Source organism: Bradyrhizobium liaoningense, assembly GCF_018130785.1.
Lineage (GTDB): Bacteria > Pseudomonadota > Alphaproteobacteria > Rhizobiales > Xanthobacteraceae > Bradyrhizobium > Bradyrhizobium liaoningense_A.
Genome location: NZ_JAFCJT010000012.1, coordinates 130,169 through 156,708, shown reverse-complemented (window position 1 = coordinate 156,708; position 26,540 = coordinate 130,169). Strand labels below are relative to the sequence as shown.

General features: G+C 64.2%; 28 protein-coding genes and 1 tRNA gene. 11 read left to right on the top strand and 18 right to left on the bottom strand.

Annotated features, from left to right (window positions below):
• The first annotated feature begins 289 nt into the window (after positions 1–289).
• Positions 290–2,146: an alkaline phosphatase family protein gene (locus JQ627_RS23575; RefSeq protein WP_212486487.1), complete on the top strand. Its 1,857-nt coding sequence runs from the start codon at positions 290–292 to the stop codon at positions 2,144–2,146.
• A 111-nt stretch (positions 2,147–2,257) separates the two neighbouring features.
• Here the strand turns inward: JQ627_RS23575 and JQ627_RS23570 are convergent, their stop codons facing one another.
• Entirely contained in the window at positions 2,258–2,830 is a 573-nt protein-coding gene (locus JQ627_RS23570; protein WP_212486486.1) for a hypothetical protein, read from the bottom strand.
• A gap of 381 nt (positions 2,831–3,211) precedes the next feature.
• Here JQ627_RS23570 and JQ627_RS23565 point away from each other — a divergent pair, with 381 nt between their 5' ends.
• Positions 3,212–3,871 carry a peroxiredoxin gene (locus JQ627_RS23565; protein WP_212486485.1) on the top strand — a complete coding sequence of 220 codons (660 nt, stop codon included), beginning with the start codon at positions 3,212–3,214 and terminating at the stop codon, positions 3,869–3,871.
• Positions 3,872–4,005: 134 nt separating this feature from the next.
• Here JQ627_RS23565 and JQ627_RS23560 read toward each other — a convergent pair whose 3' ends face one another.
• Positions 4,006–5,736 carry a methyl-accepting chemotaxis protein gene (locus JQ627_RS23560; RefSeq protein ID WP_212486484.1) on the bottom strand — a complete coding sequence of 577 codons (1,731 nt, stop codon included), beginning with the start codon at positions 5,734–5,736 and terminating at the stop codon, positions 4,006–4,008.
• Positions 5,737–5,850: 114 nt separating this feature from the next.
• On the opposite strand from JQ627_RS23560, the gene JQ627_RS23555 reads away from it, so the two are divergent.
• A complete protein-coding gene (locus JQ627_RS23555) occupies positions 5,851–7,296 on the top strand; it encodes a deoxyribodipyrimidine photo-lyase (protein ID WP_212486547.1) in 1,446 nt (481 codons plus the stop codon).
• Between the two features lie 66 nt (positions 7,297–7,362).
• Entirely contained in the window at positions 7,363–7,668 is a 306-nt protein-coding gene (locus JQ627_RS23550; RefSeq protein ID WP_212486483.1) for a histone, read from the top strand.
• Positions 7,669–7,724: 56 nt separating this feature from the next.
• Here JQ627_RS23550 and JQ627_RS23545 read toward each other — a convergent pair whose 3' ends face one another.
• From JQ627_RS23545 to JQ627_RS23535, 3 genes are all read right to left on the bottom strand, one after another.
• Positions 7,725–8,471, bottom strand: a complete 747-nt coding sequence (locus JQ627_RS23545; RefSeq protein ID WP_212486482.1) for a hypothetical protein — start codon at positions 8,469–8,471, stop codon at positions 7,725–7,727.
• A gap of 97 nt (positions 8,472–8,568) precedes the next feature.
• A complete protein-coding gene (locus JQ627_RS23540; protein ID WP_212486481.1) occupies positions 8,569–9,441 on the bottom strand; it encodes a DMT family transporter in 873 nt (290 codons plus the stop codon).
• Between the two features lie 119 nt (positions 9,442–9,560).
• Positions 9,561–10,007, bottom strand: a complete 447-nt coding sequence (locus tag JQ627_RS23535; protein ID WP_212486480.1) for a hypothetical protein — start codon at positions 10,005–10,007, stop codon at positions 9,561–9,563.
• 300 nt (positions 10,008–10,307) lie between these two features.
• Here JQ627_RS23535 and JQ627_RS23530 point away from each other — a divergent pair, with 300 nt between their 5' ends.
• A complete protein-coding gene (locus JQ627_RS23530) occupies positions 10,308–10,571 on the top strand; it encodes a hypothetical protein (protein WP_212486479.1) in 264 nt (87 codons plus the stop codon).
• 30 nt (positions 10,572–10,601) lie between these two features.
• Here JQ627_RS23530 and JQ627_RS23525 read toward each other — a convergent pair whose 3' ends face one another.
• Positions 10,602–11,063 carry a host attachment protein gene (locus JQ627_RS23525; protein WP_212486478.1) on the bottom strand — a complete coding sequence of 154 codons (462 nt, stop codon included), beginning with the start codon at positions 11,061–11,063 and terminating at the stop codon, positions 10,602–10,604.
• A 314-nt stretch (positions 11,064–11,377) separates the two neighbouring features.
• Between JQ627_RS23525 and JQ627_RS23520 the strand changes: the two genes are divergently transcribed.
• The 4 genes from JQ627_RS23520 (at position 11,378) to JQ627_RS23510 (ending at position 13,438) form a co-directional block, all read left to right on the top strand.
• Positions 11,378–11,656, top strand: coding sequence for a hypothetical protein (locus JQ627_RS23520; RefSeq protein ID WP_212486477.1), 279 nt, complete (start codon positions 11,378–11,380; stop codon positions 11,654–11,656).
• 141 nt (positions 11,657–11,797) lie between these two features.
• On the top strand, positions 11,798–11,986 hold the full coding sequence (locus JQ627_RS39135) for a hypothetical protein (RefSeq protein WP_249143306.1): 189 nt from the start codon (positions 11,798–11,800) through the stop codon (positions 11,984–11,986).
• Between the two features lie 145 nt (positions 11,987–12,131).
• The gene (locus JQ627_RS23515) at positions 12,132–13,097 is read left to right on the top strand and encodes an AraC family transcriptional regulator (protein WP_212486476.1); all 966 of its coding nucleotides are present in this window, start codon (positions 12,132–12,134) and stop codon (positions 13,095–13,097) included.
• 188 nt (positions 13,098–13,285) lie between these two features.
• Positions 13,286–13,438: a hypothetical protein gene (locus tag JQ627_RS23510; protein ID WP_167768065.1), complete on the top strand. Its 153-nt coding sequence runs from the start codon at positions 13,286–13,288 to the stop codon at positions 13,436–13,438.
• A 50-nt stretch (positions 13,439–13,488) separates the two neighbouring features.
• Here the strand turns inward: JQ627_RS23510 and JQ627_RS23505 are convergent.
• The 3 genes from JQ627_RS23505 to JQ627_RS23495 all read right to left on the bottom strand — a co-directional run bounded on the left by JQ627_RS23505 (position 13,489) and on the right by JQ627_RS23495 (position 14,940).
• Positions 13,489–13,565, bottom strand: a tRNA-Arg gene (locus tag JQ627_RS23505).
• Positions 13,566–13,717: 152 nt separating this feature from the next.
• A complete protein-coding gene (locus JQ627_RS23500; RefSeq protein ID WP_212486475.1) occupies positions 13,718–14,206 on the bottom strand; it encodes a hypothetical protein in 489 nt (162 codons plus the stop codon).
• A 161-nt stretch (positions 14,207–14,367) separates the two neighbouring features.
• The gene (locus JQ627_RS23495) at positions 14,368–14,940 is read right to left on the bottom strand and encodes a hypothetical protein (RefSeq protein WP_212486474.1); all 573 of its coding nucleotides are present in this window, start codon (positions 14,938–14,940) and stop codon (positions 14,368–14,370) included.
• Positions 14,941–15,117: 177 nt separating this feature from the next.
• Here JQ627_RS23495 and JQ627_RS23490 point away from each other — a divergent pair, with 177 nt between their 5' ends.
• A complete protein-coding gene (locus JQ627_RS23490; RefSeq protein WP_212486473.1) occupies positions 15,118–15,501 on the top strand; it encodes a VOC family protein in 384 nt (127 codons plus the stop codon).
• Positions 15,502–15,550: 49 nt separating this feature from the next.
• Here the strand turns inward: JQ627_RS23490 and JQ627_RS23485 are convergent, their stop codons facing one another.
• Positions 15,551–16,045, bottom strand: coding sequence for a hypothetical protein (locus JQ627_RS23485; RefSeq protein WP_212486472.1), 495 nt, complete (start codon positions 16,043–16,045; stop codon positions 15,551–15,553).
• Positions 16,046–16,304: 259 nt separating this feature from the next.
• On the opposite strand from JQ627_RS23485, the gene JQ627_RS23480 reads away from it, so the two are divergent.
• Positions 16,305–16,658, top strand: coding sequence for a GrlR family regulatory protein (locus tag JQ627_RS23480; protein WP_212486471.1), 354 nt, complete (start codon positions 16,305–16,307; stop codon positions 16,656–16,658).
• A gap of 8 nt (positions 16,659–16,666) precedes the next feature.
• Here JQ627_RS23480 and JQ627_RS23475 read toward each other — a convergent pair whose 3' ends face one another.
• The 8 genes from JQ627_RS23475 to JQ627_RS23440 form a co-directional block, all read right to left on the bottom strand.
• Positions 16,667–19,354: a PAS domain S-box protein gene (locus JQ627_RS23475; RefSeq protein WP_212486470.1), complete on the bottom strand. Its 2,688-nt coding sequence runs from the start codon at positions 19,352–19,354 to the stop codon at positions 16,667–16,669.
• Between the two features lie 123 nt (positions 19,355–19,477).
• Entirely contained in the window at positions 19,478–20,392 is a 915-nt protein-coding gene (locus JQ627_RS23470; protein ID WP_212486469.1) for a DMT family transporter, read from the bottom strand.
• Between the two features lie 81 nt (positions 20,393–20,473).
• The gene (locus tag JQ627_RS23465; RefSeq protein ID WP_212486468.1) at positions 20,474–21,268 is read right to left on the bottom strand and encodes an NUDIX hydrolase; all 795 of its coding nucleotides are present in this window, start codon (positions 21,266–21,268) and stop codon (positions 20,474–20,476) included.
• Positions 21,269–21,272: 4 nt separating this feature from the next.
• Complete coding sequence (locus JQ627_RS23460; RefSeq protein WP_145660294.1) at positions 21,273–22,226, bottom strand: dihydrodipicolinate synthase family protein; 954 nt, start codon at positions 22,224–22,226, stop codon at positions 21,273–21,275.
• Positions 22,227–22,371: 145 nt separating this feature from the next.
• The gene (locus JQ627_RS23455) at positions 22,372–23,250 is read right to left on the bottom strand and encodes an SDR family oxidoreductase (protein WP_212486467.1); all 879 of its coding nucleotides are present in this window, start codon (positions 23,248–23,250) and stop codon (positions 22,372–22,374) included.
• 162 nt (positions 23,251–23,412) lie between these two features.
• On the bottom strand, positions 23,413–24,273 hold the full coding sequence (locus JQ627_RS23450; RefSeq protein ID WP_212486466.1) for a MaoC family dehydratase: 861 nt from the start codon (positions 24,271–24,273) through the stop codon (positions 23,413–23,415).
• A gap of 254 nt (positions 24,274–24,527) precedes the next feature.
• Complete coding sequence (locus JQ627_RS23445; RefSeq protein WP_028154920.1) at positions 24,528–24,917, bottom strand: Zn-ribbon domain-containing OB-fold protein; 390 nt, start codon at positions 24,915–24,917, stop codon at positions 24,528–24,530.
• The gene (locus JQ627_RS23440) at positions 24,917–26,074 is read right to left on the bottom strand and encodes a thiolase domain-containing protein (RefSeq protein ID WP_039147548.1); all 1,158 of its coding nucleotides are present in this window, start codon (positions 26,072–26,074) and stop codon (positions 24,917–24,919) included. The genes JQ627_RS23445 and JQ627_RS23440 overlap by 1 nt, the downstream gene beginning before the upstream one ends.
• Between the last annotated feature and the right edge of the window lie 466 nt (positions 26,075–26,540).

Here is a 26,540-nt window from a genome sequence, read left to right as displayed (position 1 = left end):
TCGAGCGGCGGGTCTTTCTTTTGCGGCGTGCGCATTGCCAGTTGCGAAACGCCACCGTCGCCTCGAACCTCCGTCATTGCGAGCGCAGCGGAGCAATCCAGAATGCCTCCGCGGAAAGACTCTGGATTGCTTCGCTGCGCTCGCAATGACGAGTCCGTGACAATGAGGCCCCTCCCCAGCCCTCTTGCATGCGCAGCGGGCCTTGTAACAAAACTGTCATACAGCAAAACTAAACGATTGCCGGGGGCCGCGGTCGGCGGCCAAGCCGCCTCACCGCTAGGAGATTTTGATGCGCCGTTCACTGGTGTTGCTGTCCGCCGGACTGACAGTGCTGTCCACCGGATTTGCCTCCGCCCAGAACAACACGCCCCGTAACCTGATCCTGTTCATTCCCGACGGTCTGCGCGCGCTGAAGGTCACTCCTGAAACGGCGCCGGCGATGGCCGAGGTCCGCGACAAGGGCGTCAACTTCAAGAACCCGCACTCCCTCTTCCCGACCTTCACCATGGCCAACGGCTCGGCGATGTCGACCGGCCATTATCTCGGCGATACCGGCGTATTCTCCAACACGATCTGGACCAACTACACGTCCGTCCCCGCTGGCGACACCGTGGTCCCCTTCATCGAGAACGACGCCGTGCTGGGCGACATCGACGAGCATTTCAAGGGCGACTATCTCAACGAAGAGACCATTTTGAAGATGGCCCGCGACAAGGGCCTCAGCACCGCGGCGATCGGCAAGGTCGGCCCGACCTATCAGTTCGACCACACCGACAAGCCCGAAAAGCCCGGCCTGCATTCGGTCGTGTTCGACGACTCCACAGGCGGCAAGAACGGCGTGGCGCTGTCGGACGAGGTGAGGGCGGCGCTGACCAAGGCCGGCCTGCCCCTCGCAACGCCCCCGCGCGGCGACAACAGCAAGGCCGGCGATGCCAAGACGCCCGGCACCATTGTCGCCAACGTCGCACAGCAGGCCTATTTCGCCGACGTCGCCACCAAGGTGGTGCTGCCGATGTTCAAGGCCCGCAACAAGCCCTTCGTGCTGGTGTTCTGGTCGCGCGATCCCGACGGCAGCCAGCACAACACCGGCGACAGCCTCAACCAGATCAAGCCCGGCATCAACGGGCCGACCTCGATGGCTGGCATCAAGAACGCCGACGACAACCTCGCCCAGTTGCGCAGGGCGCTGGACGAGCTCGGACTCGCCGCCAACACCAACATCATGGTCCAGGCCGACCACGGCTTCTCGACCATCTCCAAGGAAAGCAAGACCAGTCCCTCGGCCAAGCTCAGCTATGACGATACGCCGAAGGACTTCCTGCCGATGGGCTTTCTGGCGATCGACCTTGCGAAAGCGCTCGATCTGCCGCTGTTCGATCCCAACGACAAGAATGCGAAGGTTGAAGGCAACAAGCATCCGAAGGCCGGCAATGGCGTGCTCGGCAAGGATCCGGCCAAGCCCGACGTCGTCGTCGCCACCAATGGCGGTTCGGACCTCATCTATCTGCCGAGCAAGGACAAGAAGCTGGCGGCGAAAACGATCAAGGCGCTGCTCGAGCAGGACTACGTCTCCGGCCTGTTCGTCGAGGACTCACTCGGCCGGTTCCCGGGCACGCTGCCACTGTCGAGCCTCAATCTGCGCGGCAAGTCGGCGACGCCGACGCCGTCGATCGTCGTCAACTTCCGCTCCTATGCCAGCGATTGCGGCGAAGCACCGACCAACTGCTCGGTGCAGGTCGCCGACACCGTGCTGCGCCAGGGCCAGGGTATGCATGGCAGCTTCAGCCGCGGCGACACCATGAACTTCATGGCCGCGATCGGTCCGGACTTCAAAGCCGGCTATGTCAGCGAGATCCCGGTCAGCAACGCCGACGTCGGCATGACGTCCGCCCATCTCCTCGGTTTGCGCGGTTCGCAGAACGGCGGCCTCGTCGGCCGCGTGATGTCGGAGGCGCTGCCCAACGGCATCGTGCCGAAGGCGTACAAGAGCGTGGAGAGGTCGAAGAAGAAGTCGGAGAACGGTCTTGAGACCGTGCTCAACGTCCAGCGCGTCGGCAGCCAGCGTTATTTCGACGCCGCCGGCTTCCCGGGCCGTACGCTCGGGCTCGACCCGGACGCCGGCAAACAAAAAACGGCGGGGAAATAACCCCGCCGCTTGCTCTGGCGCCCCGCAAGGGGCGCGACGATCTGATTCTTATTTTAATGCGTTTTCTTCACGCGAGCCGGTATTCCAATTCGCTCGAAAACGCTTTCGTTCTTACATGCCGATGTCGAACACGTTCGGCAATTGGCCTGCCAGAGGCAGCGCGGTGGCGCCAAGGAAAGTCGCCACCATCGCCATCAGACGACGGTTGTTCTGGCGCTTGCCGCGCATCTGGCCGGCGATCCATTCCAGCATTTCGCTGTTGACCTTCGACGCGTAGGACGGCGCCCAGCTCTCGATGTCGGACTCTGCCGACAGCGCGACGCTGCGCGGCGGCACCTTCAAACCCGAGGCGCTCGCGGCATAATGGGCGACGGCCTTGGCCAGCAAATCGTCGAACCGGCCAGCATCGGTGCGCTCGGTCGCGGCTTCGTTGATCTCGAACAGGGCTTCGGCTTCAGCACGGCTGACCGGCTGGTCGTTGACCGCGGTGGCGGTGAGGATGCGCGCGCACCAGGCGGTGTCATCGGCATCGAGCGAGCGGGAAAAGTGGACCCGGCCCTTGGTGGTCGGGCCTTCGCCCGTGATCACGCCGTCGCGCACGACGGTCAATGCATGAGCCGCGGTATCGCGGCAGGACGGTTCGAGGGACGGCGAGTCAACGGACTTAGGCGCAGCGGCAGACATAGTTCACTTCCAGATTTCTTCTGATCGACCAGCATTTTCATGCCGGCGTAAAGGGGTGGTTAATGATTCGATACGGGGATCGCGACTTTTCTCAATGGTTGCCGATTAGTCGCCACGAGGACCATTTCGGTTCCGGAGAGCGTCGGGCGAGCGTGATGCGAGTCATAAAAGGCATTATCTGGGCAATCGAGACCGTGCGGCTCCGGTGGAGATGTTTCGCCGCAGGCGCCCCTGTAACAGAAAGGTGCTAGGAAATCGGCCGTTCAAAGAAGGAATTCACATTTTACTTGAAGCGGTTCACTTAGGGTCGCTGAGACCCTATACTGACCGCGACGACAAAAGATGAATTACCAAGTAAATTCAATGAGATGAGGTAGAACCATGACACTCCCGATCGGCACCACCGCGCCCGACTTCGAAGCCGAGACCACCGAAGGGAAGATCAAGTTCCACGACTGGATCGGCAATAGCTGGGCCCTCCTGTTCTCGCATCCCAAGGACTTCACGCCGGTTTGTACGACCGAGCTCGGCGCGCTTGCGAAGCTGAAGCCGGAATTCGACAAGCGCGGCGTCAAGCTGATGGGCCTCTCGGTCGATCCGGTCGACCGCCATTCCAAATGGTCGGAGGACATCAAGGAGACGCAAGGCGAGGCTCCCAACTATCCGATGATCGGCGACACCGACTTCAACGTCTCGAAGCTCTACGAGATGCTGCCGGCCTCGACCTCGGGCGATCCCCTCACCCGCACGCCGGCTGACAACCAGACCGTCCGCAACGTCTTCATCATCGGCCCCGACAAGAAGATCAAGCTGGTGCTGGTCTATCCGATGACCACGGGGCGGAATTTTCAGGAGATCCTGCGCGTCATCGACTCGCTCCAGCTCACCGCCAAGCATCGCGTCGCAACGCCGGCCGACTGGTCGCAGGGCGAGGACGTCATCATCGCCGGCTCGGTCTCCAACGACGAGGCCAAGACGATCTATCCGCAGGGTTGGAAGGAACCGAAGCCCTACATCCGGATCGTACCGCAGCCGAAGTGACTTTTGGCGGTTGCGCCTGGCAACCGCAAAAGTCATCCCGGTTCGCGCGAAAGCGCGAACCGGGGATCTCGAAATTCCCCAATGTGCAATTGCGCATTGGGGCCGGTCCTTCGACCGCCAGGACTAATCGCCCCTCAGGCCGCGTGCACGCGCTCGAGGAAGCCGTCGACCTCGGCCTTGAGATGCAGGCTCTCGCCTGACAGCGCCTGGGCGGAAGCAAACATCCGACTCGAGGTCTCGCCTGTCTCGCTCGCACCCTTGGCGGCATGACGGACATTGATCGCGACGTCGGCAGTGCCGGAGGCCGCAGCGCGGACGCTGGCCGCGATGTTGTGGGTCGCGCTCCGCTGCTGCTCGACCGCAGCCGAGATCGAGCTCGCGATGCCGCTGATGCGTTCGATGATCTGGCCGATCCCCTTCACGGCAGCTACCGACTCCTCGGTCGCAAGCTGCATGCTGGCGATCTGGTTCGAGATCTCGTCGGTCGCCTTGGCCGTCTGGCCGGCAAGCGTCTTGACCTCCTGAGCCACCACGGCGAAACCACGGCCCGCATCGCCCGCGCGCGCGGCCTCGATGGTGGCGTTCAGCGCCAGCAAGTTGGTCTGTTCGGCGATCGAGGTGATCAGCTTGACGACGTCGCCGATGCGCGCGCCCGCCTCGGAGAGCTGCGCGATGCGCTGGTCGGTCGCCTCGGCCTGCCGCACCGCTTCGGCAGAGATCTCGTTGGACTCCTGCACCCGGCGGGTGATCTCGGAGATCGACTGGGACAGCTCGTCGGAGGCTGAGGCCGCCGTGCGGACGTGCTCGGAGGCGTTCTCGGATGCGCCGGCCGACTGCGCCGACAGGTCGGCCGTGGAGCGCGCAGTGTCGGTGAGTTGCCGCGCCGCCCGTTCGAACTCACCGGAGGAGCTCAGCACCTTGTCGAGGATGCCGCCGACGCTGCCGCGGAATTCCTCAACGAAGTTGCGCAGGTCGGATTTGCGCTGCTCGACAGCGGCAGCCGAAGCCGCCGCCTGCTCGCTGCGCAGGCGCGCCCGCTCCAGCGAGTTGCTCTTGAACACGGCGACCGTGCGGGCGATCTCGCCGATCTCGTCGGCGCGATCCTCGCAATCGATCTCCACGTCGCTCTGGCCTTCGGCGAGCGCCGTCAGCGAGCGCGTGACCGAGGTGAGCGGCTTGGTGACGCGGCGGACGACCAGCAAGGTGAGGACCAGGACCAGGAGCGCGGCAAGGCCCGCGGCGGCCCCCATGCTCGATATCGCCTGGGTCAGCATGCTCTCGAACTGCGCCATCGGGATGCCGACATAGAGAATGCCGACGACCTTGCCGGTTGCATCCGCGACCGGGAAATAGGCGGTCATGAAGGTTTTGCCGAACAGCGTGGCCGGGCCCTTGTACGCCTCGCCGCGGCGCAGAACGGCCTGCCCGGGATGATCGGCGGCAAGCTGGGTCCCGACAGCGCGGTCGCCATTCTCCTTCTTCACGTTGGTCGAGCGGCGGACGAACTGCCCGCTCGCATCGTCGAACACGAACAGGGTCGCATTGCCGCCGACATAGGACACCGCGCGATCGACGATGGCGTGATCCTTGAAATCGGGCATCTTGGGGATCTCGGCGCGCGCCACCGCGCCATCCCGCATCGTGATCTTCGCGTCGGGAACGGTCTCGGCAAAGGCCAGCGCCAGCGTGCGCAGATTGACCTCGATGTCGCGCAGCGCGCGATCGTTGAAGGCGGAGGTGAGCGACCAGTAGCCGGCGCCGACCACGAGCGCCGTATTTACGGCGATCAGCAGCACGGCGCACAGGACGGACTTGGTACCCAGCTTGAATTGCGGCAGGAACTTCGCCGTCGAACGGTTAGACATGAATGGAACAACCCCCGTAATTCCTGCATATTCCTGCATCCGGCTTACGGTCGCATTAACGACGGTTCACACCGAGCCGCGCGGCATGGTTGCCAAATTGTAAACGAGGACACCCTGACTACGCCAAGCGCGCCGCCCATCATCGTCTGGTTCCGCGACGACCTTCGGCTGTCCGACCACCCCGCCCTCCACGCCGCCTCCAAGAACGGCACGCCGGTGATCTGCCTCTATGTGCTGGATGACGCGGCCGGGCGAGCAGCAGGCGCCGCGGCGCGCTGGTGGCTGGCGCAGTCGCTGCGGGCCCTCGGCACCGAGATCTCCGCGCGCGGCGGATCGCTGATCCTGCGCAAGGGACCGGCGGCCAGGGTGATCACTGAACTGGCGCGCGAGAGCGGAGCGAGCGCCGTCTACTGGAACGGGATCGCGCAGTCGCCGCATCAGGCGGCTGAGAGGCAGCTCGAAGCGGCGCTGGCAAAGCTCGGCGTGGACTCGCGGAGCTTCCCCGGCGACTTGCTCGTCCCGCCCTCGGCGATCCGCAACAAGGAAGGCCGGGGTCTTCGCGTGTTCACGCCGTTCTGGCGGCGGGTGCTGTCGCTGGGCGATCCGCCCAAGCCTCTGCCCGCACCGAGGGAGCTACGCCCTGCGCCGCAGCTCGCCAGCGACGCGCTGGAGAGCTGGAAGCTCGAGCCGGCAAAGCCCGACTGGGCTGGCGGCCTGCGCGAGAGCTGGACGCCGGGCGAAGCCTCGGCCCGCGAGCGCCTGCGCGACTTCCTCGAGCACACCGCGCGCTTCTATGTCGGCGACCGCGACCGCCCGGACCGCGAGGGCACTTCAGGTCTGTCGCCTCACTTGAGGTTCGGCGAGATCAGCCCGCGCCAGGTCTGGCACGCCGCGCGCTTTGCCGCGGCGGAGAATCCTGCGATCGGGCCCGGCGTCGAAAAGTTCCTGAGCGAGCTCGGCTGGCGCGAGTTCTGCCGCCATCTCCTCCACGATCATCCCGGCCTTGCCACGGAAAACCTGCAAACGAATTTCGATGGCTTCCCCTGGAAGGGCGACAAGAAAGCGCTCGCCGCCTGGCAGCGCGGACGCACGGGCTATCCCATTGTCGATGCCGGCCTGCGCGAGCTCTGGCACACTGGCGTGATGCACAACCGGGTGCGGATGGTGGTGGCGTCCTTCCTGGTCAAGCATCTGCTGATCGACTGGCGCGACGGCGAGAGCTGGTTCTGGGACACGCTGGTTGATGCGGATGCCGGCAGCAATCCGGCCAACTGGCAATGGGTCGCCGGCTGCGGCGCCGACGCCGCGCCGTATTTCCGCGTGTTCAATCCAACTCTCCAGGGCGAGAAGTTCGATCCTGATGGGGCCTACGTCCGGCGCTGGGTGCCGGAGTTGAAAGACGTGCCGGCCAAGCTGATCCATCAGCCCTGGCAGGCAACACCGATCGAGCTCGCGAGTGCGGGCGTCACGCTCGGCAAGACCTATCCGCAGCCGATCGTCGACCACGCGAAGGGGCGCGAGCGCGCGCTCGCCGCCTACGCAAAGATCCGCAAAGGTTGAGCGTTGCTTTGACACAATCTTGAAACCCGCTATCGTCATCGCTCCATACAAACCGTGGGGGACGATATGGACGACGAGAAGCCGATCACCGAACAGGCGATGGACACGATCACCACCGCCGTGGAAGCGACCGGGGAAGCCGCAGTCACGGCCGTCAAGAAGGTCGGGAAAGCCGCCAAGAAGGTCGCGAAGAAAGTAGCGCCGAAGAAGGCTTCCAAGAAGAAAACCAAGAAGGCGTCCAAGAAATCTGCGAAGAAGGCAAAAAAGTCGTCGAAGAAAGCGGCCAAGAAGGCTGCAAAGAAGGCCACCAGGAAGTCCGCGAAGAAGTCTGCCAAGAAGACCGCCAAGTCGAAAAAGAAGGCCAAGCGCTGATCGCCACGCTCGAGCAGGTCTCCGGGTGCGGGGGCGCCCGGAGACCTCTCTTATCCCTACCCTCGCCGCTTGGCTGCGCGCCGGCCCGGGTGATGCTCTCCCTTCGGATCGCGAAATTCGCTACGATGGCCGCGCCGGTCCTCCTTCGCGAAGCGCCTCCTCTTCTCGGGTGAGCCAAACTGCTTGATCACCTTCCGGCCGTTGACCTTCTTGATGACATAGCCGCCTTCCGTCATCGAGAACGGCGCCTTGAGCGATCCCATATGGTCGAATTTGGTGCCGCGGGGATGCTCGAACGGCTCGAACCAGGAGGGATAGACGAAGTTCGACATCGGAAAGCCGTTGACGAGAAAAGACTCCTCTTCCACGGCGTCGCAGACCTCGTAGGCATATTGGGTGTGCCGGGTCTTGTCGGCCCACAGATTGGCCATGGGATCGAGAACCATCTCGAACAGTTCGTGTGATGCCGCCAGGCTGACCGGATCGTCCTCGCCGAGTGCCTTCAGAAAGATCTTTGAGATCGGCTGGCCACGATGCGTTAGCTCGTGCCGCCCGAGGAAGTTCTTGTGGGTAGCGTCGTCAAAGTAGAGCAGCTGCCAGTCCGTCGGCTTCGGCTTTCGGGTGACGTCGAGGTCGATGGGATAACCCCAGACCGGTAGGAAATGCTCGTCGTAGCATTTCTGGAGCGCCGCCGTGAGCCTTCCCATCATCCGTTCGCTCATCATCTCCTCTGCGTAGTTGATGCAGGCAATCCGGACCGGCCTCAAGGATCTGCCGAGCAGTGCGCGCCGCGCTTTTTTCATGGAAATCACCGTGTGAAAGGGAAGCTGAAATCAGTCCAGCCTAACACGAGCGCGCGCCGCACGTCAGGGATGTATTCCGACGTACTAGCCTGCCTGCCTAGAAGCGCCGGTTGACCACGAACACCGCTGCCGCGCACATCGCCATGCCGGCAATCGCCAGCGCATCGAGCTTCTCGCCGAACAGCAGATAGGCCATCAGCGCCGTGACGGCGGGCACCAGGTAGAACAGGCTTGCAACCGAGGTCGCCGCAGCGTGCCGGATCAGCCAGTACAACAGCCCGATCGATCCGATCGAGAGCGCCACGGCGAGCCAGCCGAGCGCGAGCACGAACTCCCGCGTCCAGTGCACCACGCGGTCTTCGAACAGGAAGGCGCCGACCGCAAAGAAGACGGTGACGGCCACATATTGCACGAGATTGCCGGCGCGCCAGTCGATGTGGTTGCAGTAGCGGCGCTGATAGAGCGTGCCGAGCGTGATGCTGATCAGCGAGACCACCGAGGCGAGCCAGCCGAGCCCGGCTTCGCCGGTCATGGGGCGGCCGTGCAGGATCAGCATCACGCCGCCGAGGCCAAGCACGAGCCCCGCCCATTGCACCGGCGTCACGCGTTCGCCGAGCCAGCGGTTGGCGATGGTCGAGGTCAGGATCGGCTGAAGGCCCGGAATCAGCGCCGAGAGTCCGGCCGGGATCGAATGCGCGATCGCAATCGCCGTGCCGCCGAGATAGAAGCCGTGGACGAGAATGCCGGCAACAGCGCTATGCGCGACGTCGACACGGTCCGGCCATTTCGGTCGCGCAATGCTTGCGATGATCGCCATCAGGCCGACCACGATCGCCATGCGGATGGCGAGATAGGTCAAGGGATCGGCATTGTTGATGACGTATTTGGTGCCGATGAATCCGGTGCTCCAGAGCACGACGAACAGGATCGGCGCGGCGCGGGCGGTCAGGGCTTCTTGATTATGGTTCATTGCCGCCCTCATTGCCCGACCGGGGCCTGCGCGGCAATGCGAATTTCGGGGACCTGCGGCGGGTTTTCGTTCTTCGCGATGCTGCGCTGCGACGAACCGCGGCGGTTCAGCTCAGCCGCTCACCATTCTTCCGGACAGGGGTCGATGATCTTCCAGAGCTCGACCCCGTTCTTGATCTTCTTCATGTCGGTGGTGAGCCCGCCATTGCGGCGGATCCAGTCCTTCACCGCGCTGGGGTAGTAGGACATCAGGTCGGACGTCCCCTCCGCGCTGGTGACCTTGATGCCGAAGGTGAAGGCCTTGTCGTAATAGGCCTGGTGGAAGCCGAGGCTGGCGCGCGGCGTCACGCAGATCTTGTTCATTGGCACGATGCCGAGCACCAGGGTGCAAGCCGAATTGCAGATGCCGTCGATGATGACGCGCTCACCCTTCTCGCGGACGCGCTTGTACTTGGCCTTGTACTCCTCGACGTAGCCGCCGTGGTCGCGGGTGATATGCAACTCGGCGCGCGCCGGCGTGGCGGCGGCGATGGAGAGCAACAGCAGGCTCAAAAGCGTGATGCGCATGGTTGTGACGGCGAAAGCCTTCAGGAATGGACCGGCCTCGAAGGACCCGCGAGATGATCCCTGGGACCGGCGACAGGATTCTTAAGCGAATTCTCTTTGGTCATACTTGTGTGGGAATTTCGTTAAGCATCCCGAAAAGGCCAAAAATGGGCAGCCTTCGCCCCGGCTTCCGGCAATTCTGTCACACCTGCCCGGGAATCTGCGGGATTAGCCCCCATTTCCGGGCGCCGGACGGGTGTCCCGGCGGCCCGAAATGGCTATAAACAGCTAATCTATTCGCGCGGGTTCCGGAGAATCGAGATGAGCACGTTGAAGCTTGTTGCCGCGGTTGCTGCCCTGTCGGCCGCAATCCTCGCCCCCAGCCTCGCGGAGGCGCGGGGGCACCACCGGTACCACCGCTACTACACCAACCCGCTGCCCTACCCGATCAGCTATCTGCACAATTACGGACCCGGCCTGACCCCCGGCACCTTCGCCTTTTATGACGGTCCGTCGACCAACCACTGCTACCAGGGCGCGGCCGCCTATGTCGGCCAGGACCGCCGCCGGCACCCCTGCTTCTGAGGGGCGCTGGCGCGTCCTCTGCGGGTGCCGCTATTTAGCGGCGCCCGACAGCAGCAATTGCTTCTCGATCTCATAGACCGGCAGCTTGACGAGGTCCTTGCCGACCTCGCCCTGAAGCGCCTTGCGCACCACGGCCGAATAGTCGGCGCGGATCATGCCGAGCGCGCGTGGCGAGGCCACCATGGTCAGGGCCGAGGTCTCGCCCGCGCTGACAGCGGCATCGAGCCGGCCGGCCAGGCTCCGCAGGAAGGCGCGCTCAACCTCATCGTGCCAATCGGTCTGCTCGACCGAACTGCGCGCACCGCCGACGGCGGCGTTCAGCCGGCCCGGCGCGTCGGTCCCTTGCGCACTGGTCGAGGGATTGGGCTGCTCGTGCACCTCCCGGGTGTGGAGGTTTGGAAACATCTCGTCGCCGAGGTTTTCCAGAATGAGCGCCTTGCGCCCGTCGCACACGACCAGCCAGTCACCCTTGTCTATTCTCATCTTGTCCATTGCACAGCTCCAAGCAACCTCGCGAGCCTGCTCTTCGAATTGCTCGAAAGGCTGACTGCAGCGGCAAGACTAGGGACGAAGCCGTGCCGGCGAATTGCGCAGGATCAACGATGGCGGCGATGTCCTGCCGGACAGCGCCAACGCAAGCGCTGCATTGGTCATGCGCTCGAACCTGGGATGGTTTGGCCGAGCTAAAGGTCAGGCCTGCGGCGAACGAGCTGAAGATTTGTTCATCAGCATTACATTTCGGTTCTGCCACACTTTGATCAGAACAACTTCGATATCCTGCATTGCGTAAGCGGAAGGAAGACATCATGAATCTGAAGATTGGCCTCGTCGCCGGATCACTGTTCGGTGCCATCATGGCATCGCCGGCGGCGTCCGCCATGCCCATCGCGCCAGCACCTGCGACGCCGCAGGTCTCCGACGCCGAGCAGGTCCGCATGGTCTGCGACGCCTGGGGACGCTGCTTCTGGCGCCCGAACTATTATGGGTATTACGGCCCGCGGCCGTATTATGGCCCCCGATATTATGGGTATGGGCCGCGCTACTATGGGCCTCGCTATTATGGACCACGCTATCGCCGCTGGTGATCTCTGAAGGGGCCCCTCGGGCCCCTTCGCTTTTGCGAGTTCACGTATTGCCGTCCATTCGCGAGCTCGCGGTTTGCGTGGAGCGATTCCAAAACTGATCTAGATCAAAGATGAAATTCGCCGTGCCGTCATTCTACGTCGATGGCGGATTTCATCGTTTTCCGATGCCCCCAGACGGGCATGAATGTGCAAACGCATCTCGAGAAGCAGCCAAGGCTTGAGGGGCGGAGGCTCGAGGGGCGGAGCTTCGAGTCCTTCGCCTGTCCCGCCTGCACGCGCCTCCATTTCATCGACCTCGCCTCAGGCCAACCGATGAACCGAGACCGTTGACGGTGACATCGACCTGCCGCGCCGCGTGGCATGATGTCCGCAATACTACGGCCCGGAATCCAGTTTACTGAATCGTCATGTTTCGCCATTGATTGCGATGTATCGAATTTTATTTTTTGTCACATTGCAGCATCCGGCCAGACGCATGTTCTTCGACGCTCTCGCCCCATCCTCCGCCCTCCAATTGGTTCGATTCACCGATGTCGATGCGTTTCGGCCGGCCGAGTCGCTGGAAGATGCCCGGAGCATTCCTCTCGACGTCGCCAATTTCGCAGCGGCGCGCGCGATCGTGAACCTTCCGGACTGCCGGATCATCGTGGCAAGGTCCTTTGCGCGCATCCTCGATACCGCCTATCGCGCGCCGGGCGGCATGGTGATCCTCCCGATGACCGACGACTTGCGAGCCAGCTCGAGCGGGATGGATATCGACTCGCGCTTCTTCATAGCCCTACGCGGCAAGCACGAGTGCCATTTCGTCGAACCCCAGATCAATCATCATGCGCTGATCATGTTCTCGCCCTCACTCAGGGATCGCGGCTGGTTCAATCGCGCGGACGCATTGTGGGTTCGCGTCGCAGACCCGGCAGCGCATCTCTACGCGCGGCAGCTTGTGCAAGACATTCTGCGTACCGCGTCGGTCGAGCCGCACATGTTCGAAACCACAGAGGTCGCCGCGCATCTCCAGGAAGGCCTGCTGCTCGCCTTCGACGACCTGTTTCAAATCGACCCGTCGTCTGATCGCACCGCCCCGAATGCAGGTGCGCGATCGGCCAGGCTCGTGCAGCAGATCGACGATTACGTCGCAGCCTATCCGACCGCTCCGATCTACACGGCCAATCTCGCCGGAGAATTCGGTGTCTCGGTCCGAACGCTCGGCGGCGCGGTGAGCAAGGTGCGCGGCATGAGTCTGCATCAATACATCCGCCTGAAGCGGCTGTGGGCCACGCGCTCGCGGCTCCTCAAGGGCGGCGGCGCGACGGTCGCTACATGCGCTCGCGCCCAGGGATTTCATCACCTCGGCGAGTTTGCCGCGGCCTACCGCGCGGCGTTCCACGAAGCGCCCTCCGACACGCTGGCACGGGCCCGGCACACCTGCTTTTCCGCACGCTGACATCACAGCCGTAGCGCCGATTGCCCGCCCTGGGCTCGCGCGTTGGGTCGCCAGGGAACCAGTTCCTTCGAACCACGTTAGCAAGTCCGAGCAGTGTGCCGCGGCCAGCCCCGGGGCGCACCGAAGCACCCCGCGCCTCCCACACGCGGGGTTTTTCTCGCCGCCAACCAAGTGGTTCAGGGAAAAGAATGTCCATCAGCCGCAATCTGTTATTTCTGATCATCGGCGCTCTGGTCGTCACGGCAGCCGTGCTCGGCTACAATCTCTACCAGGCGAAAAAGCAGCCCGACGGCCTGCAGATTAATGTCGGGCCCAACGGGCTGAAGATCCAGGGTAAGTAAGGGAACCTGCGGATCGAGCCAGCCGGGCCTCGAGGCTCCGGCCTGGCAAGTGGCGCGCTCGGAGAGATTCGAACTCCCGACCCTCGGAATCGAAATCCGATGCTCTATCCAGCTGAGCTACGAGCGCCCTGGCCCGTGTATGGGGCCGCAACCGAGAAGCGTGGACCGCGGCTGGCATGCCAGCACATCGGGGCGCCGTTCGGACGGGTTCGAATTAGCAGAGAGACTGACCAATAAAAAGCCCTACCCGTCTCATTTCGAGACGGGCCAGAGGCGCCCTCACCAGGTCGTATTGAAGAGACCGAAATGGGGCTGCTGCGCCACCATCATCGGCCGGCCATACTGTGGCACACCATATTGATATTGCGGGGCTGGATGCGCTCTGGCGACCTTACGCTTGGGCTGAGCCTGGGCCTGCGGCTTCTTGGCGGCGTCGGCCTTCGAACCAGGCGTAAACTGGGCAAAGGTCTCGCGCACCCGCGCCTTGGCCGACATCTCTGCGAGGGCCGCTGCCGACGCGGTATCCGGCGGCTGAGGCGCAACGACGGCAGCGGTCTTCACCGCAGGCGGGGCGATCGTCGGCTGGCTGGTGTCGAACACGACACGCTCGGGCAGATGGCGATCGGACCGGATCCGGATCGACGGCTGGTCGTTGCTTGCGGTCGCGACGGCTGGCGCCAAGGGCGAGGCCGGCACGACGAAGTTCACCGCAAACAGCAGTGCGAGCAACGCTCCGCCGACAAACATGAAATACCGAAAGATGGGCATTGGCCGCACTCCGCCCCCCGCAATCCCCGCGTGGGCTCTCCGCCTTAACAGGCGATACTCTGATTGGTTCCTGAACCCGGCCCTTGGTTCAAATGGCAACGTCAAGTTTTTTGGCCAAGACGTGCGGACAGTAACTTTTCCGCTACCGGAACTGCCGGCCGTTACGCGCGCCGCGCTGCGACCAGCGAACACTTCGCCTGATCGGCATTAACGTTGATGAAGCCGACAGGAATACGCGCAAAGGTCTTGCGGCTCTTCATCATTACCGTGTCGGCCAGCATGCGGCTTCGATCGGTGAGATGACTGCCATCGCGCCGGGTGAACGCGCAGACGATCTCCAGATCCCTTACGGCATAGTCATTGTCGTTTCGCAGCGTGAACGTCACCAGCGCCTTCGAGCCGAGTCCACCACGGCGCCAGGTCTGCGATGAAATCTTGAGGCGATCGAGTTCTGCCGCAATGGGAGCCTGAGCTTCGGCAATCGGCGGGACCGCCGCTGCCGTACTGCCCGGAGGCGCCGGTTCGACCGCTGCCACGTCAGGCTTCACCGGCTCGGTGCTGTTGCCTTTGGAGAGCGGCAGCATCATCCACACACCGCAGCCGACGATGATCGCCGCCAGTAGCCAGAGCAGGCTTCGCCCAAACGTGACGCTCGCGATCGTCACAGCCCGCGCCAGGCGCTCGCCGCTCCCGGCGAAACGTCCCCACCCGATCCGGTCAAACCTGGCGTTCATGGTTGCGCACCGACGGCGGCAAAAGCTCGTTCGACGACGGCCTCGACCACTGCTTACCCTAATCCGGGAGACGAACTAAGGTTCCCGCAGTTGCGAATCGGCGAGGACGGTGGCGATCACCGGCCGGGGCCGCTAACATGCATTGCAACATCGAACACCCCGTTGGGAGAAAATGAAATGCCAGTCGTCACTTGGGATCACGTCCATCTGCGCAGCCCCGATCCGGAGGCCACGGCGGCCTGGCTGCGGGACATCCTCGGCGGCGAGGTCGTGCACGCACCGGGACGGATCGACGTGAACCTCGGCGGCGCCAAAATCTTCATCGCGCCGCTCGAGGGCGACAATGCCGTCAACCCACCGCCGCCGCACCCCCATCAAGGCCTCGACCATTTCGGTCTCACCGTGAAGGACATCGACGCTGTCGCGGCCGAGATCAAGGCCAAGGGCGTCACCTTCACGCGCGAGCCGACCACGATCCGGCCCGGCGTGCGCATCTGCTTCATCCGCGGTCCCGAAGGCATCTCGATCGAGCTGCTCGAGCGCGACAAGAAATACACCTGACGCGGCGCCGCATCTGATGTCGACGAAGTTGGGCGTGCCTGTCGCCCGGCTAAGTCATGCTGCCGGGCATAAAGCAGCGGATGGCGACGCCCATGTAGCCGTAGATCGGCCACACCATGGTGCGCCCGACCCGGTTCGGCTCCGAGATGACGGCCTCTTCGGGCACGTCAACCCAGATGAGCTCCTGCTGCTGGCCGTCGAGCACGTGGCCCAGGCGCGGGACGCGGACGCGATAGTGTCCGTCCTTGCTCTCCCAGTCGGTGTCCGAGAGCGCCGAGCCGTCGGCATCGGAGCAGCAAGGCCCCTTGCCGCTGCGCAGGCCGTCGAACCACGCCTTCAATTCGGCATTGGTGTTGACGAACTGGCCGCGGTCGCGCGCATGCCCCAAGGGGGCTGCGAGTGCGATCAAGGCCAAGGCGCAGGCAAGGCTCGCCACGCTTCGCCAGCGAGGCGCGCCGCCAGTCGACCGCTGTGTTTCGCAAACTGTGGGACGCACACTGTAGAGACGCGGCTCATCGCCGCCGGAATCGATCCAGTTGCTCACGTTTGTCTTGCTCCAGCACCCCGCGGCCAGTGCAACAATGGTTATGCATTTCGCGGGCCAACTTGATTCGCAACGACTGGCCTCGCGTCATGATCAGACCGTCATGGTGGTGTCATAGACAAGCCGGACAACTACGGCTTGCGGCGGCAAGATCGCACCGCCGGCCGGCAAACTGCCGCGTTGCGCGTGGGAACGCGCTTTGGCATAAAAGCTCTACCGGTTACGCCATTGGGCGATGGCGGCCGGCCCGTGGGACGTGATGAAGAACGGCCTCTATTCGATTCACGTGAACCTGCTCGATGGTCGAGTCGGCAAGGGCAGCGGCGTGATTCTTTTTCGCGACGGCAAAATTCTTGGTGGCGATGCCTACCTCTATTACACCGGCAGCTACGTGGTGAAGGACAACAACACCTTCAAAGGCGAGGTGCTTGTGCAACGGCACACCTCGCCTCGCGGCGATGACAATCCGCTGTTCGGCGGTCCGGCGCCGGTCGGCATCGGCGTCAGCGGGACCTACACGGACACCGGCGCTGAGATGACGGGCACGGCGCTCGTCGGCAAGGCCAGCCTGATTTTCGGCGCCACCCTGCACAAGCTCGCAGAGGCGGATTAGGGACACGCCTATTCCGCGGCCTGCTCGAGCGGCGCCGTGCGCGGCAGGATGATCTGGATGCGCGTCCCCTCGCCCGGCTCGGAATCGAGATCGAGCCGCCCGCCGAGGCGATTGGTGACGATGCTATAGACGATGTGCAGTCCGAGACCGGTGCCGCCCTGGTCGCGCCGCGTCGTGAAGAATGGATCAAAGGCGCGGCGGCGGACGTCAAGCGACATGCCGCAGCCGTTGTCGGCAAAGAGTATCTCGACATTGTCCTTGCCGGACTCGCGCACCTGGATGTCGATGGTCCCCGGCCGACCGTCCGGGAAAGCGTGCGCCACCGAGTTGAGGAACAGATTGGTCAGCACCTGCCCGTACGGGCCGGGATAGCTGTTCATGGTGAGGTCCGGCTGGCACTCGACGTTGAGCGTCAGATTGTGTTTGCGTAGGCCCGGCCGCAGGCTCATCACCACCTGCTCGGTGAGATCGCCGAGATCGAAGTTGCGCTGGTCCGAATAATTGCGGTCGGCGGCGACCTGCTTGAACGACTGGATCAGCTCGGCGGCGCGGTTGAGGTTGGAGACGAGCTGCGAGGACGCGTCGCGGCTGGTGTTGAGGAAGTCGTTGAGCGTGGAGCGACGGAGCTCGCCGCGCTCGACTTCGGAGGAGAACATCGCGGTCTTGCGTTCCAGCGCGGATGCGACCGTGAGGCTGATACCGACGGGATTGTTGACCTCGTGGGCGACGCCGGCAACGAGCCGTCCGAGCGCGGCGAGCTTCTCCGCCTCGATCAGCGAGGCCTGGGTCTCGCGCAGGTTTCGCAACGCCGTCTCGGCGGATTCCTTGGCTTTGCGCATCTCCTGCTCGCCGCGCTTGCGCTCGCCGATGTCGAGCGCCACGGTGACGATCCGCTCGATCTCGCCGTCGGCATCGAGCAGCGGCAGCTTGTTGACCAGCCATTGCCGCATGTTGCCGGAGGCGTCCTTGTACTCTTCTTCGTAGAAGCCGAGACCTTTTCGAAGCCTGAGCACCCGCTTGTCGTTCTCGTCGGTCTTGGCCGCGCCGTAGCGCGACATCAGATCCGCGGTGGTGCGGCCGAGCGCATCGGCAGGCTCGATGCCGAAGATGCCGGCCATGTAGCGGTTCATCAGCACGTAGCGCAGGTCGCGGTCCTTGACGTTGATGACCGCGGGCACGGTGTCGATGACCTGCTGGAGCAGGCGCCGGCCTTCGGCGATGGCGTCTTCCGCCCGCTTCTGGTCGGTGATGTCGCGCAGTGTGCCCTCGTAGCGGACGATGTTGCCGGCCTCGTCGCGCACGCCGGTGGCGCTGTCGGAGAGCCACAGGATGTTGCCGCTGCGCTGGCGCACCTGGTACTCGAACTCGCGCACCATGCCGTCGCGCGCCATCAGCCGCTGGTATTCGTCGCGCGCCTCGGGATGGACGTAGATGGTGTGGGCGATGTCGTTGATGCTGTCGATGAGCTGCTGCGGGCTGTCATAGCCCATCATCCGCGCCAGTGCCGGATTGGCGTTGAGGAGATCACCGGCCGGCGTCGTGACATAGATGCCGTCGACCGAGCCCTCGAACAGTTTGCGGTAGCTCTCCTCGGCGAGGCGCTGCTCGGTCAGCGCGCGAACCGCCGCCTCGCGCGCCGTGTCGGCCTCCTCCAGCGCGCGGCGGAACACTTCGGCCGCGCGCGCGATGTCGCCGATCTCGTTGTCGAGGTCGGCCGACGGGATCGAGGTGTTCTTCTCGCCCGCTGCGAGCGCGCGGATCGACCTTGCGATCTGGGCGAGCGGGCGGACGGTCCGCCGCACCACGAAGCCCGCCGCGAGAATGCCGATCAGCACGCCGATGGAGCCGAGCACGATGCTCTGCCAGCGCGCCTCCGTCAGCGTGCGGGCGAAGTCGCGCGACAGCACGTGGCCGCGCCTGGCGCTGACCTCGCGCAGCAGTTCCGTGACGCGGCCGATCAGGCGGCCCTCGGTGCCCAGCACCTCACGGTCGATATCGGCGATCTGCCGCTCCCGGACCGCCACCGCGATGATGGCCTCGGCGTAGTCGTTCACGGCCGTCTTCAGCCTGGCGTCCGCGATGTCCATCGCCCGCATCCCCTGCGCGGCCTGCTCGGCGGCGGATGGGTTGCGCGCGAGCAGCCCGAGTGCGATCTGGCTCTGCGCCTCCGACAAACGGGCGGCGAGCTCGCGGTCCGCCGCGGCTCCGACGGCCACATCGAACCGGTCGCGCAGCGGCGGCAGGCCGCCGAGCAGCTGGGCGCGGCGATCGATCAGGGTCGAGATCCGCTCGAGGCCATTGCGATAGGTCGCAAGGCGCTCGGTGACCCCGTCGATCATGTCCTGCTGCTCGGGCGCGAGCTCGATGCGGGTCTTCTTCAGGATGTCGCTGAGCGTCGAGGCCGCCTCGCCGACCTGCTTGAACTGGGTCCCGGCGCCGGGATCGGTGACGAAGTCGCGCGCGGCGAGCCGCAACTCGTTCATGCGGCGGTCGATATCCTCGGCGAGATCGCCGACACTCTGGAGCCGCTGCAACTCGGCGAAGGTCGTGTCGATGTGCCGGATCGCGATCACGCTCGCGGTGGAGGTGACGATGATCACCGCCAGCACCAGAAGGAAGCTGCCGAAGGTGAGCTGGCCGATGGAGAGCGAGAAGGTTCGCTTTTTCTCAGGGGTCGGCGTCAATTCGGCGGACATAGGGGCTTTGAGGACCGGGCTACTGGAGGCCCAATATACGATGGTTTGCGGCCCCGGGGGAACATGCCTCTCGCCGCCGAATATCCTTAATATCGCGGGCCCGCCGCCCTTCACCCCTCCCGATCATGACGTTTTGACGCTGGCCGGCCGCCGGGCCGGGATCGTCATGGCGGCAACGCCGAGGACGACGCAGGCCAAGCCGATCCAGGCCGTCTGGCTCAGGCTTTCGCCGAGGAAGGCGACGCTGATGGCGACCCCGATAGGGACGCGCAGATAAGCCTGCGCGGTGGTGCCGACCGAGCCAAGGGTCTGGATCAGGCGGAAGTAGATCGCGAACGCCGCGGCGGTCGAGAAAGTCGCCAGCGCGAGCAGCGCCAGCACGGAACTCAGCGAGGGCGATAGCGTCCAGGGCCGCTCGACCACAAGCGAGGCCGGGATCAGCGCCGCCGCCCCCGCCAGCAGCGAGCCGGCGGCCGGTGCCATCGGATCGAGGCCTTTAAAGCCGCGGCCGAAAATCGCGGCGCAGGCGTAGCAGATCGTGGCGGCGACGATGGCGACCTCCGCGACGAGGCCACTGCCGATGTCGTGGAAAGCGTCGACGCCGACGATCAGCAGGATGCCCGCCATGCCGGCGACCACGCCAAACAGCTTTCGTGGCGTCGTCGCCTCGTGGCGCGTGACGACGGCCGTGAGCAGGAAGGTGAAGATCGGCCCGGCCGAGTTGAGGATGGTGGCGAGCGCGGCATCGACGTGACGCTCGCCCCAGGCGATCAGCGTCCAGGGGATGACGCTGTTGAGCACGGCCTGGAACGCGAAGCGCTGCCAGGTCGGCCGGTCCGTCGGCATCCTGATGCCCCGCGCCCACATGACGACGAGCAGCAGCAGGCCCGCAATCGTGGTGCGCGCCGCGATCAGCGTGATCGGCGGGATGGTGGCGACGCCAAGCTTGATGAAGGTGTAGGAGCCGCCCCAGAGCGCTGCGAGGGCGACCAGCAGCGCCAGCTCGACGGCGATGTTGGTGTCCTGTCCCTTATCCATTTCGCACGTCCCGTCCATTCGCGATGGACAGAACCTTAGCGCGTCGCTGGCCTCCAATACTTCGTCTGGTATCGAAGTATCCTAGCCGACCGCACCGACCTCGAACACCTCGCCGTCATAGCCGGCTTCGCGGGGAATCCGGAGTTGGCGGCCGGTCTCGGTCTTGGTCATGACTGGCATCACCGTGACGACCGACATGCCGCGGGCGTGCTCCAGCGCGGCGCTCACGTTTGGCTGCTTGGCGAGCCGGATCAGGTTGCGCGTGGTCGGGAACGGCAGCTTGAAGCGGCCGCTCTCGCCGCCCTCCACCGCTTCGCGCGCCGACAGCCAGATCGAGTCGGTGGACTCGCGGCCATCGTGCGCACCGAGCTGGTCGGGTGGTGCCGCCGCGAGGAAGAACCAGGTGTCGAACCGCTTCGGCATGCCTTCCGGCGTGATCCAGTGCGCGTAAGGCACCAGCGTGTCGAGCGCGAGCTGGAGGCCGTTGTCGGCGAGAATGCTCAGGAAGCTGATCTTGTGCTCGTTGAGCGCAACGCGATGCGCATCGGCGATTTCGCCGGCGCGCTTCGCATCAACCGGCGCACCCGAGTCCTTCGATCGCGCCAGCAAGATGCCGCTCTCCTCAAAGGTCTCGCGGATCGCGGCGATCCGAAAACCGCGGTCCGCTTCACTCAAGGCTTCGCCGCCCGAGTACAGATCGGACCGCTTGACGATCTCCTGATCGCCGGCATCGACGCTGCCGCCCGGAAACACCAGCGCGCCCGAGTTGAACTCGATCTGATGATGGCGAACCATCATGAAGATCTCGACCTCCTTTGCGCCGTCACGGAGCAGGAGGATGGTCGAAGCCGGGCGTGATGCTGATGTCTCAGGCATTGACTTAACCTGCAGCGCTGGATTGCGGGCCGAGATTGGCGCGCTTGTCGAAACGGGCGACGCGCGACAGCAGGTAATCGACCTCGGCCTTCGCTGTCGCCGTCATCGTCGCGCCCGGCTTGCGCTGGGCGCTGGAGGCGATGATGCCGCGCTTCTGCAGCACGTATTTGCGCACGGTCAGGCCGACGCCGGGCTGCTGCTCGTAGCGGATCAGCGGCAGATGCGCGTCGAACAGATCATGCGCGGCATCACGCTTGCCGGCCTTGGAGAGGTTCACGACGTCGATCAGAAGCTCAGGGAAGGCATAGCCGGTCATGGCGCCGTCGGCGCCGCGCTCCATCTCGAAATCCAGGAACGTGCCGCCATTACCGCAGAGGATCGAGAGCGGACGGAGCGAGCCGTCCTTCTGGAAGCCGCGCAGGGTCGAGATCTTTTCGAGGCCCGGCCAGTCCTCGTGCTTGAGCATCACGCAGTTCGGATTGTCCATGACGATCTTGCGGATCACAGCCGGCGTGAACACCACCGACAGCGTCAGCGGATAGTCCTGCAGCACCCAGGGAATGTCGGGACCAATGGCCTCGGCCGCCTGCTTGAAATAGCCGGTGATCTGGTCGTCGGTGCGAAGCGATGGCGGCGGCGCGATCATGACGCCGGCCGCGCCGGCATCCATCGAGGCCTTGGCCAGCGAGCGCATGGTGGCAAAGCCCGGCGCGGAGACGCCGACGATCACCTGCATCTTCTTGGCGCGCTTGACGTAGCGCACGGCCACCTGCTCGGCCTCGGCGGCATCGAGCTTCGGCGCCTCGCCGAGGATGCCGAGCACCGTAACGCCGTCGCAGCCGACCTCCTCGTAGAAATCGGTCAGGCGGTCGATCGAGCGCTCGTCGATCCGGCCGTCATCGTGGAACGGCGTCGGTGCGATTGCGAAGGTGCCCTTGGCGTCGGCGGTGAGTTTCATCTAGTCCTCGTCTCTCTCTATCTGTCACTCCGGGGCGCGACGCAGTCGCGGCCCGGAATCCTTAACCACGATCCGGAGTATGGATCCTCAGATGCACAATTGCGCATCATAGCTCACGCTTCGCGTGCCCCGGGATGACGGCCTTCTAAAACCTCCGCGCCCCCATCTTGATCTGCTCCTCGGAGAAGAAGATCTCCTTGGCATGCTCAACGACGTCCTGGGCCTTCCAGCCCGAGTGCGGCGGTTTCCAGCCTTCCATTTCCATCATCCGCATTTCGCGCACGCCGCGGGGCCCGGACACCCCCAGCACCTTGCCGGTCTGGTCGCCCGACAAGTCGCTGACCATATATAGCACGGCCGGCGCGATGCCGTCCGGCCCCAGCGCCGCCGAGGGGTTCTCCTTATAGCGGGGCAGGTCTGCGGTCATGCGGGTCAGGGCGCCCGGGGCCAGCGTCCAGATCCGGATGTTGTACTTCCGGCCCTCGATCGCCAGCACGTTGGACAGGCCCCAGATGCCGCCCTTGGCCGCGCCGTAATTGGTCTGGCCGAAATTGCCGATCAGGCCCGAGGTCGAGGAGGTGTTGACGATGACGCCGCCACCGTTTTCCCGCATCCAGCGAAATACCGGCATGGTGCAACAAAAGGTACCCTTCAAATGCACCTTGATCACCTTGTCCCAGTCGGATTCGGAGGCCTTGGCGAAGGTCTGGTCGCGCAAGATGCCGGCATTGTTGACGAGGATGTCGGCGCGGCCGAAATGCTTGATGGCGTCGTCGAACACCGACTGGCCGCCCTCCATCGTGGAGATGTCGGCACCGTTGGCGACCGCCTTGCCGCCCTCGGCCTTGATGGCGTCCACCACGAGCTGCGCCATCGACTTGTCCGCGCCGGAGCCGTCACGGGGCCCGCCGAGATCGTTGACGACGACCGAGGCCCCTTCCCGCGCGAACAGCTTTGCGTAGGCCTCACCGAGCCCCCCGCCCGCGCCGGTGATCAGCGCAACCTTGCCGTCGAGTAGTCCCATGGTGGCTTCTCCCTGTTTTTGTTTTTCGTATCCCGGACGCGATGCAGCGTGAAACGCTGCGTCGCAGAGCCGGGACCCATTCTTCGTTCGACATTCTCTGGGCCCCGGCTCTGCAGCGCACCGCTAAGGAGCGCTGCGCTGCGTCCGGGGAACGAGATCGCCCTAACCCAGCACCGTCTTGCCGTTCTTGATCACGGTGACGCCGCGCGACTTCACCTTGGCTTCGAACGAGATCACGTTGCCGTCCTTCCAGAGGTCCATGGTCACGGTCTCGCCGGGATAGACGGGCGATGAGAACCGCGCGACGTGCTGGCGGAAGGCGCTTGCGTCATAGTCGGCGTAGGTCTGGAGCACGCCGCGGCAGGTGATGCCGTAGGTGCACATGCCGTGCAGGATCGGGCGCGGGAAGCCGGCTTTCTTGGCAAACTCGGGATCGCTGTGCAGCGGGTTGCGGTCGCCGCAGAGGCGATAGACCAGCGCCTGGTCGGGACGCGTGACGATGTCGATGGTCTTGTCGGGGCTCCGCGTGGGGATCTTGTGCGGATCGGGCTGGGTCAGGTTCGGCCCGCCAAAGCCGCCGTCACCGCGGGCAAAGCGCGAGGCGACCAGCGTTGCCAGCTTCTCGCCCTTCTCGTTCTTCAGCACGGTCTGGTGGCTGATGACGACGCCCTTGTCCTTGCCCTTGTCGTAGACCTCGACGACGGAGGAGTCGGCCGTGATGTTCGCGGCCACCGGCAGCGGCTGATGGAAGGTGATGTCGCGCTCGCCGTCGACCACCATCACGCGGTTGAGGTTCATCTCGCCGGGCCCCGAGCCCCACGCGGCGACGGACGCAAAGGTCGGCACCACCTTGAGCGGCCGCGGCGTCAGCGTACCCTCGTTGACGAAGGCGAGCTCGTTCTCGTCCATCGGATCGGCGCCAAGCCCGATGCCATAGGCGTAGAGCATGACCTCGCGATCGCCATAGGCGTATTTCTGGCCGATGTTCTTGAGGCCTTTGAGTTCTTCGTATCTGGCGGACATTTTTCTGATTTCCTCTCCGGACTTTTATGCGCCGCTGCCAGTCGAAGTGCCCTCTCCCCTGCGGGAGAGGGCTGCGAGAGCCGTGCGGCAAACTCGTTTGGGTGAGGGGTTGGCTCCGCAGTGAAAGTCTTTCCGCGGAGCGATACCCCTCATCCGGCGCCGTAGCCGAAGCTTCGCTTCGGCGTCCATTTTTAGAACGGCCGCCGGAGGCGGCCTATGCCACCTTCCCCCACAAGGGGGAAGGAAGTAAGAGACTACGCCGGCGTGAAGAACGGCAGCGGTGCGCCATCCGTCGGCTTGAACACCACCTTCACCTTCTGGCCGATCTTGAGCTTCTCGAGATCGCAATCGACGAAATTGGTCTGCACCGACGGACCTTCCTTCAACGTGACGTAGCCGATGGCGTAAGGGCCGGTCGGTGACTTCCGCATCAGGCTCCAGGTGTAGATCGTGCCCTCGCCAGAAGCTTCCTCCCACACCGTCTTGTCGGAGTAGCAGAACGGGCAGATCGAGCGCGGAAAGTAATGCGCTTCGCCGCAGGCGGTGCAGCGCTTGATCATGAACTTGCCCTGCTTGGCCGCGTCCCAGAACGCAGCGGTCTCCGGATTGGTCACCGGGGCCGGATATTTCTTGGCTTCACTCATCACACGCGCTCCAGAATGGCCGTCGAGGCAGCGTGGCGAACACCCAGGAGGCCGCCGGTGCCGTGGGCGATGGCGAGATCGCAGTTCTTGACCTGCACCTTGGGATGCGCCTCGCCGCGCAGCTGCCGGACGGCCTCGATGATCTTGGTCATGCCGCCGCGATTGACGGGATGGTTGCTGCAGAGGCCGCCGCCATCGGTGTTGAACGGAAGCTTGCCGACGCCCGAGATCAGGTTGCCGTCGGCAACGAACTTGCCGCCCTCGCCCTTCTTGCAGAAGCCGAGGTCCTCGAGCTGCATCAGCACGGTGATGGTGAAGCTGTCGTAGATCGAGGCGTATTTGATGTCCTTCGGCGTGATGCCGGCTTCCTCGAACGCGCGCGGGCCGGACCAGATGCCGGCGGAGTAAGTCAGATCGAGATCCTTGCCGCCGCGCGGGCCCTTCATCGCCTCGCCATGGCCGATCAGCTTGACCAGCGGCTTCTTCAGGCTCTTCGCAATCTCCGGCGTCGTCACGATCAGCGCGCCGCCGCCATCGGAGACGACGCAGCAATCCATGCGATGCAGGGGATCGGAGATCATCGGCGAGTTCAAGACGTCCTCGACGGTGACGACGTCCTTGAGCATCGCATGCGGATTGTATTGCGCGTGATGGGACGCTGCGACCTTGATCCAGGCGAGCTGCTCGCTCGTGGTGCCATAGTCGTGCATATGACGCATGGCACACATGCCATAGGCATTGTGCGTGGTCGCACCGTAAGCGGACTCGAAATCGGCTTCCGCGCCGGCCGCACGCGGCGGCATCACGCCGGTGCGCGGCTTGCCGGCGAGCGTGATCAGCGCAATCGAGCACTTGCCCGCCGCGATGGCTTCAGCGGCGTGGCCGAGATGAATGATGTAGGAACAGCCGCCGGTCTCGGTGGAATCGACGTGGCGGAGCTTTTTGGTGTTCAAGCCGAGATAATCGACCATCGGCCAGGCGCCGCCGGGCGCGTCGCCCGCGCAGAAATAGCCGTCGACATCGTCCTTGCTGATCCCGGCATCCTCGATCGCGCCCTTGGCGACCTCGGCATGGAGCTGGGCGGTGGATTTGTCCGGCGCATGCCGGGTCGGGTGTTCGTAGATCCCGGCAATGTAGGCCTTGCCCTTGATGGTCAAAACAGAGGTCTCCGCGCTCGCGTTTCTTCTTGCTCCGTTTTTCTGAACCGCGGGGGCCAGCTTGGCAAGCGCGGAAATATTCCGTCGGGCGAGAGGGCAGCGGGTTGGCGCTAGTGGCGACGGTCATGGAACGCCCGTCTGCCTCCTCATCGTCATTGCGAGCGTAGCGAAGCAATCCAGGAGTCTTTCCGCGGATGCATTTCTGGATTGCTTCGCTGCGCTCGCAATGACAAGCGCGACAGGCAAAATCCTAAAGGTGTTTTGCCCGACGGCACAAGCGATTTTCTTTTTTCGCGAAAACAACCCCATGCACAGTAGGACGGCGGCTGATTTCAAAGAGGAAATCGCAGGGTGGGCGAAACGACTTGTCCGCCGTAGCTCGAAGAGCGGAGGCGGAAGCGTGCCCACGCATTCTGCAGCTATCCTGGCGAGACGGTGGGCACGGCGCTTTGCGCCTGTGCCCATC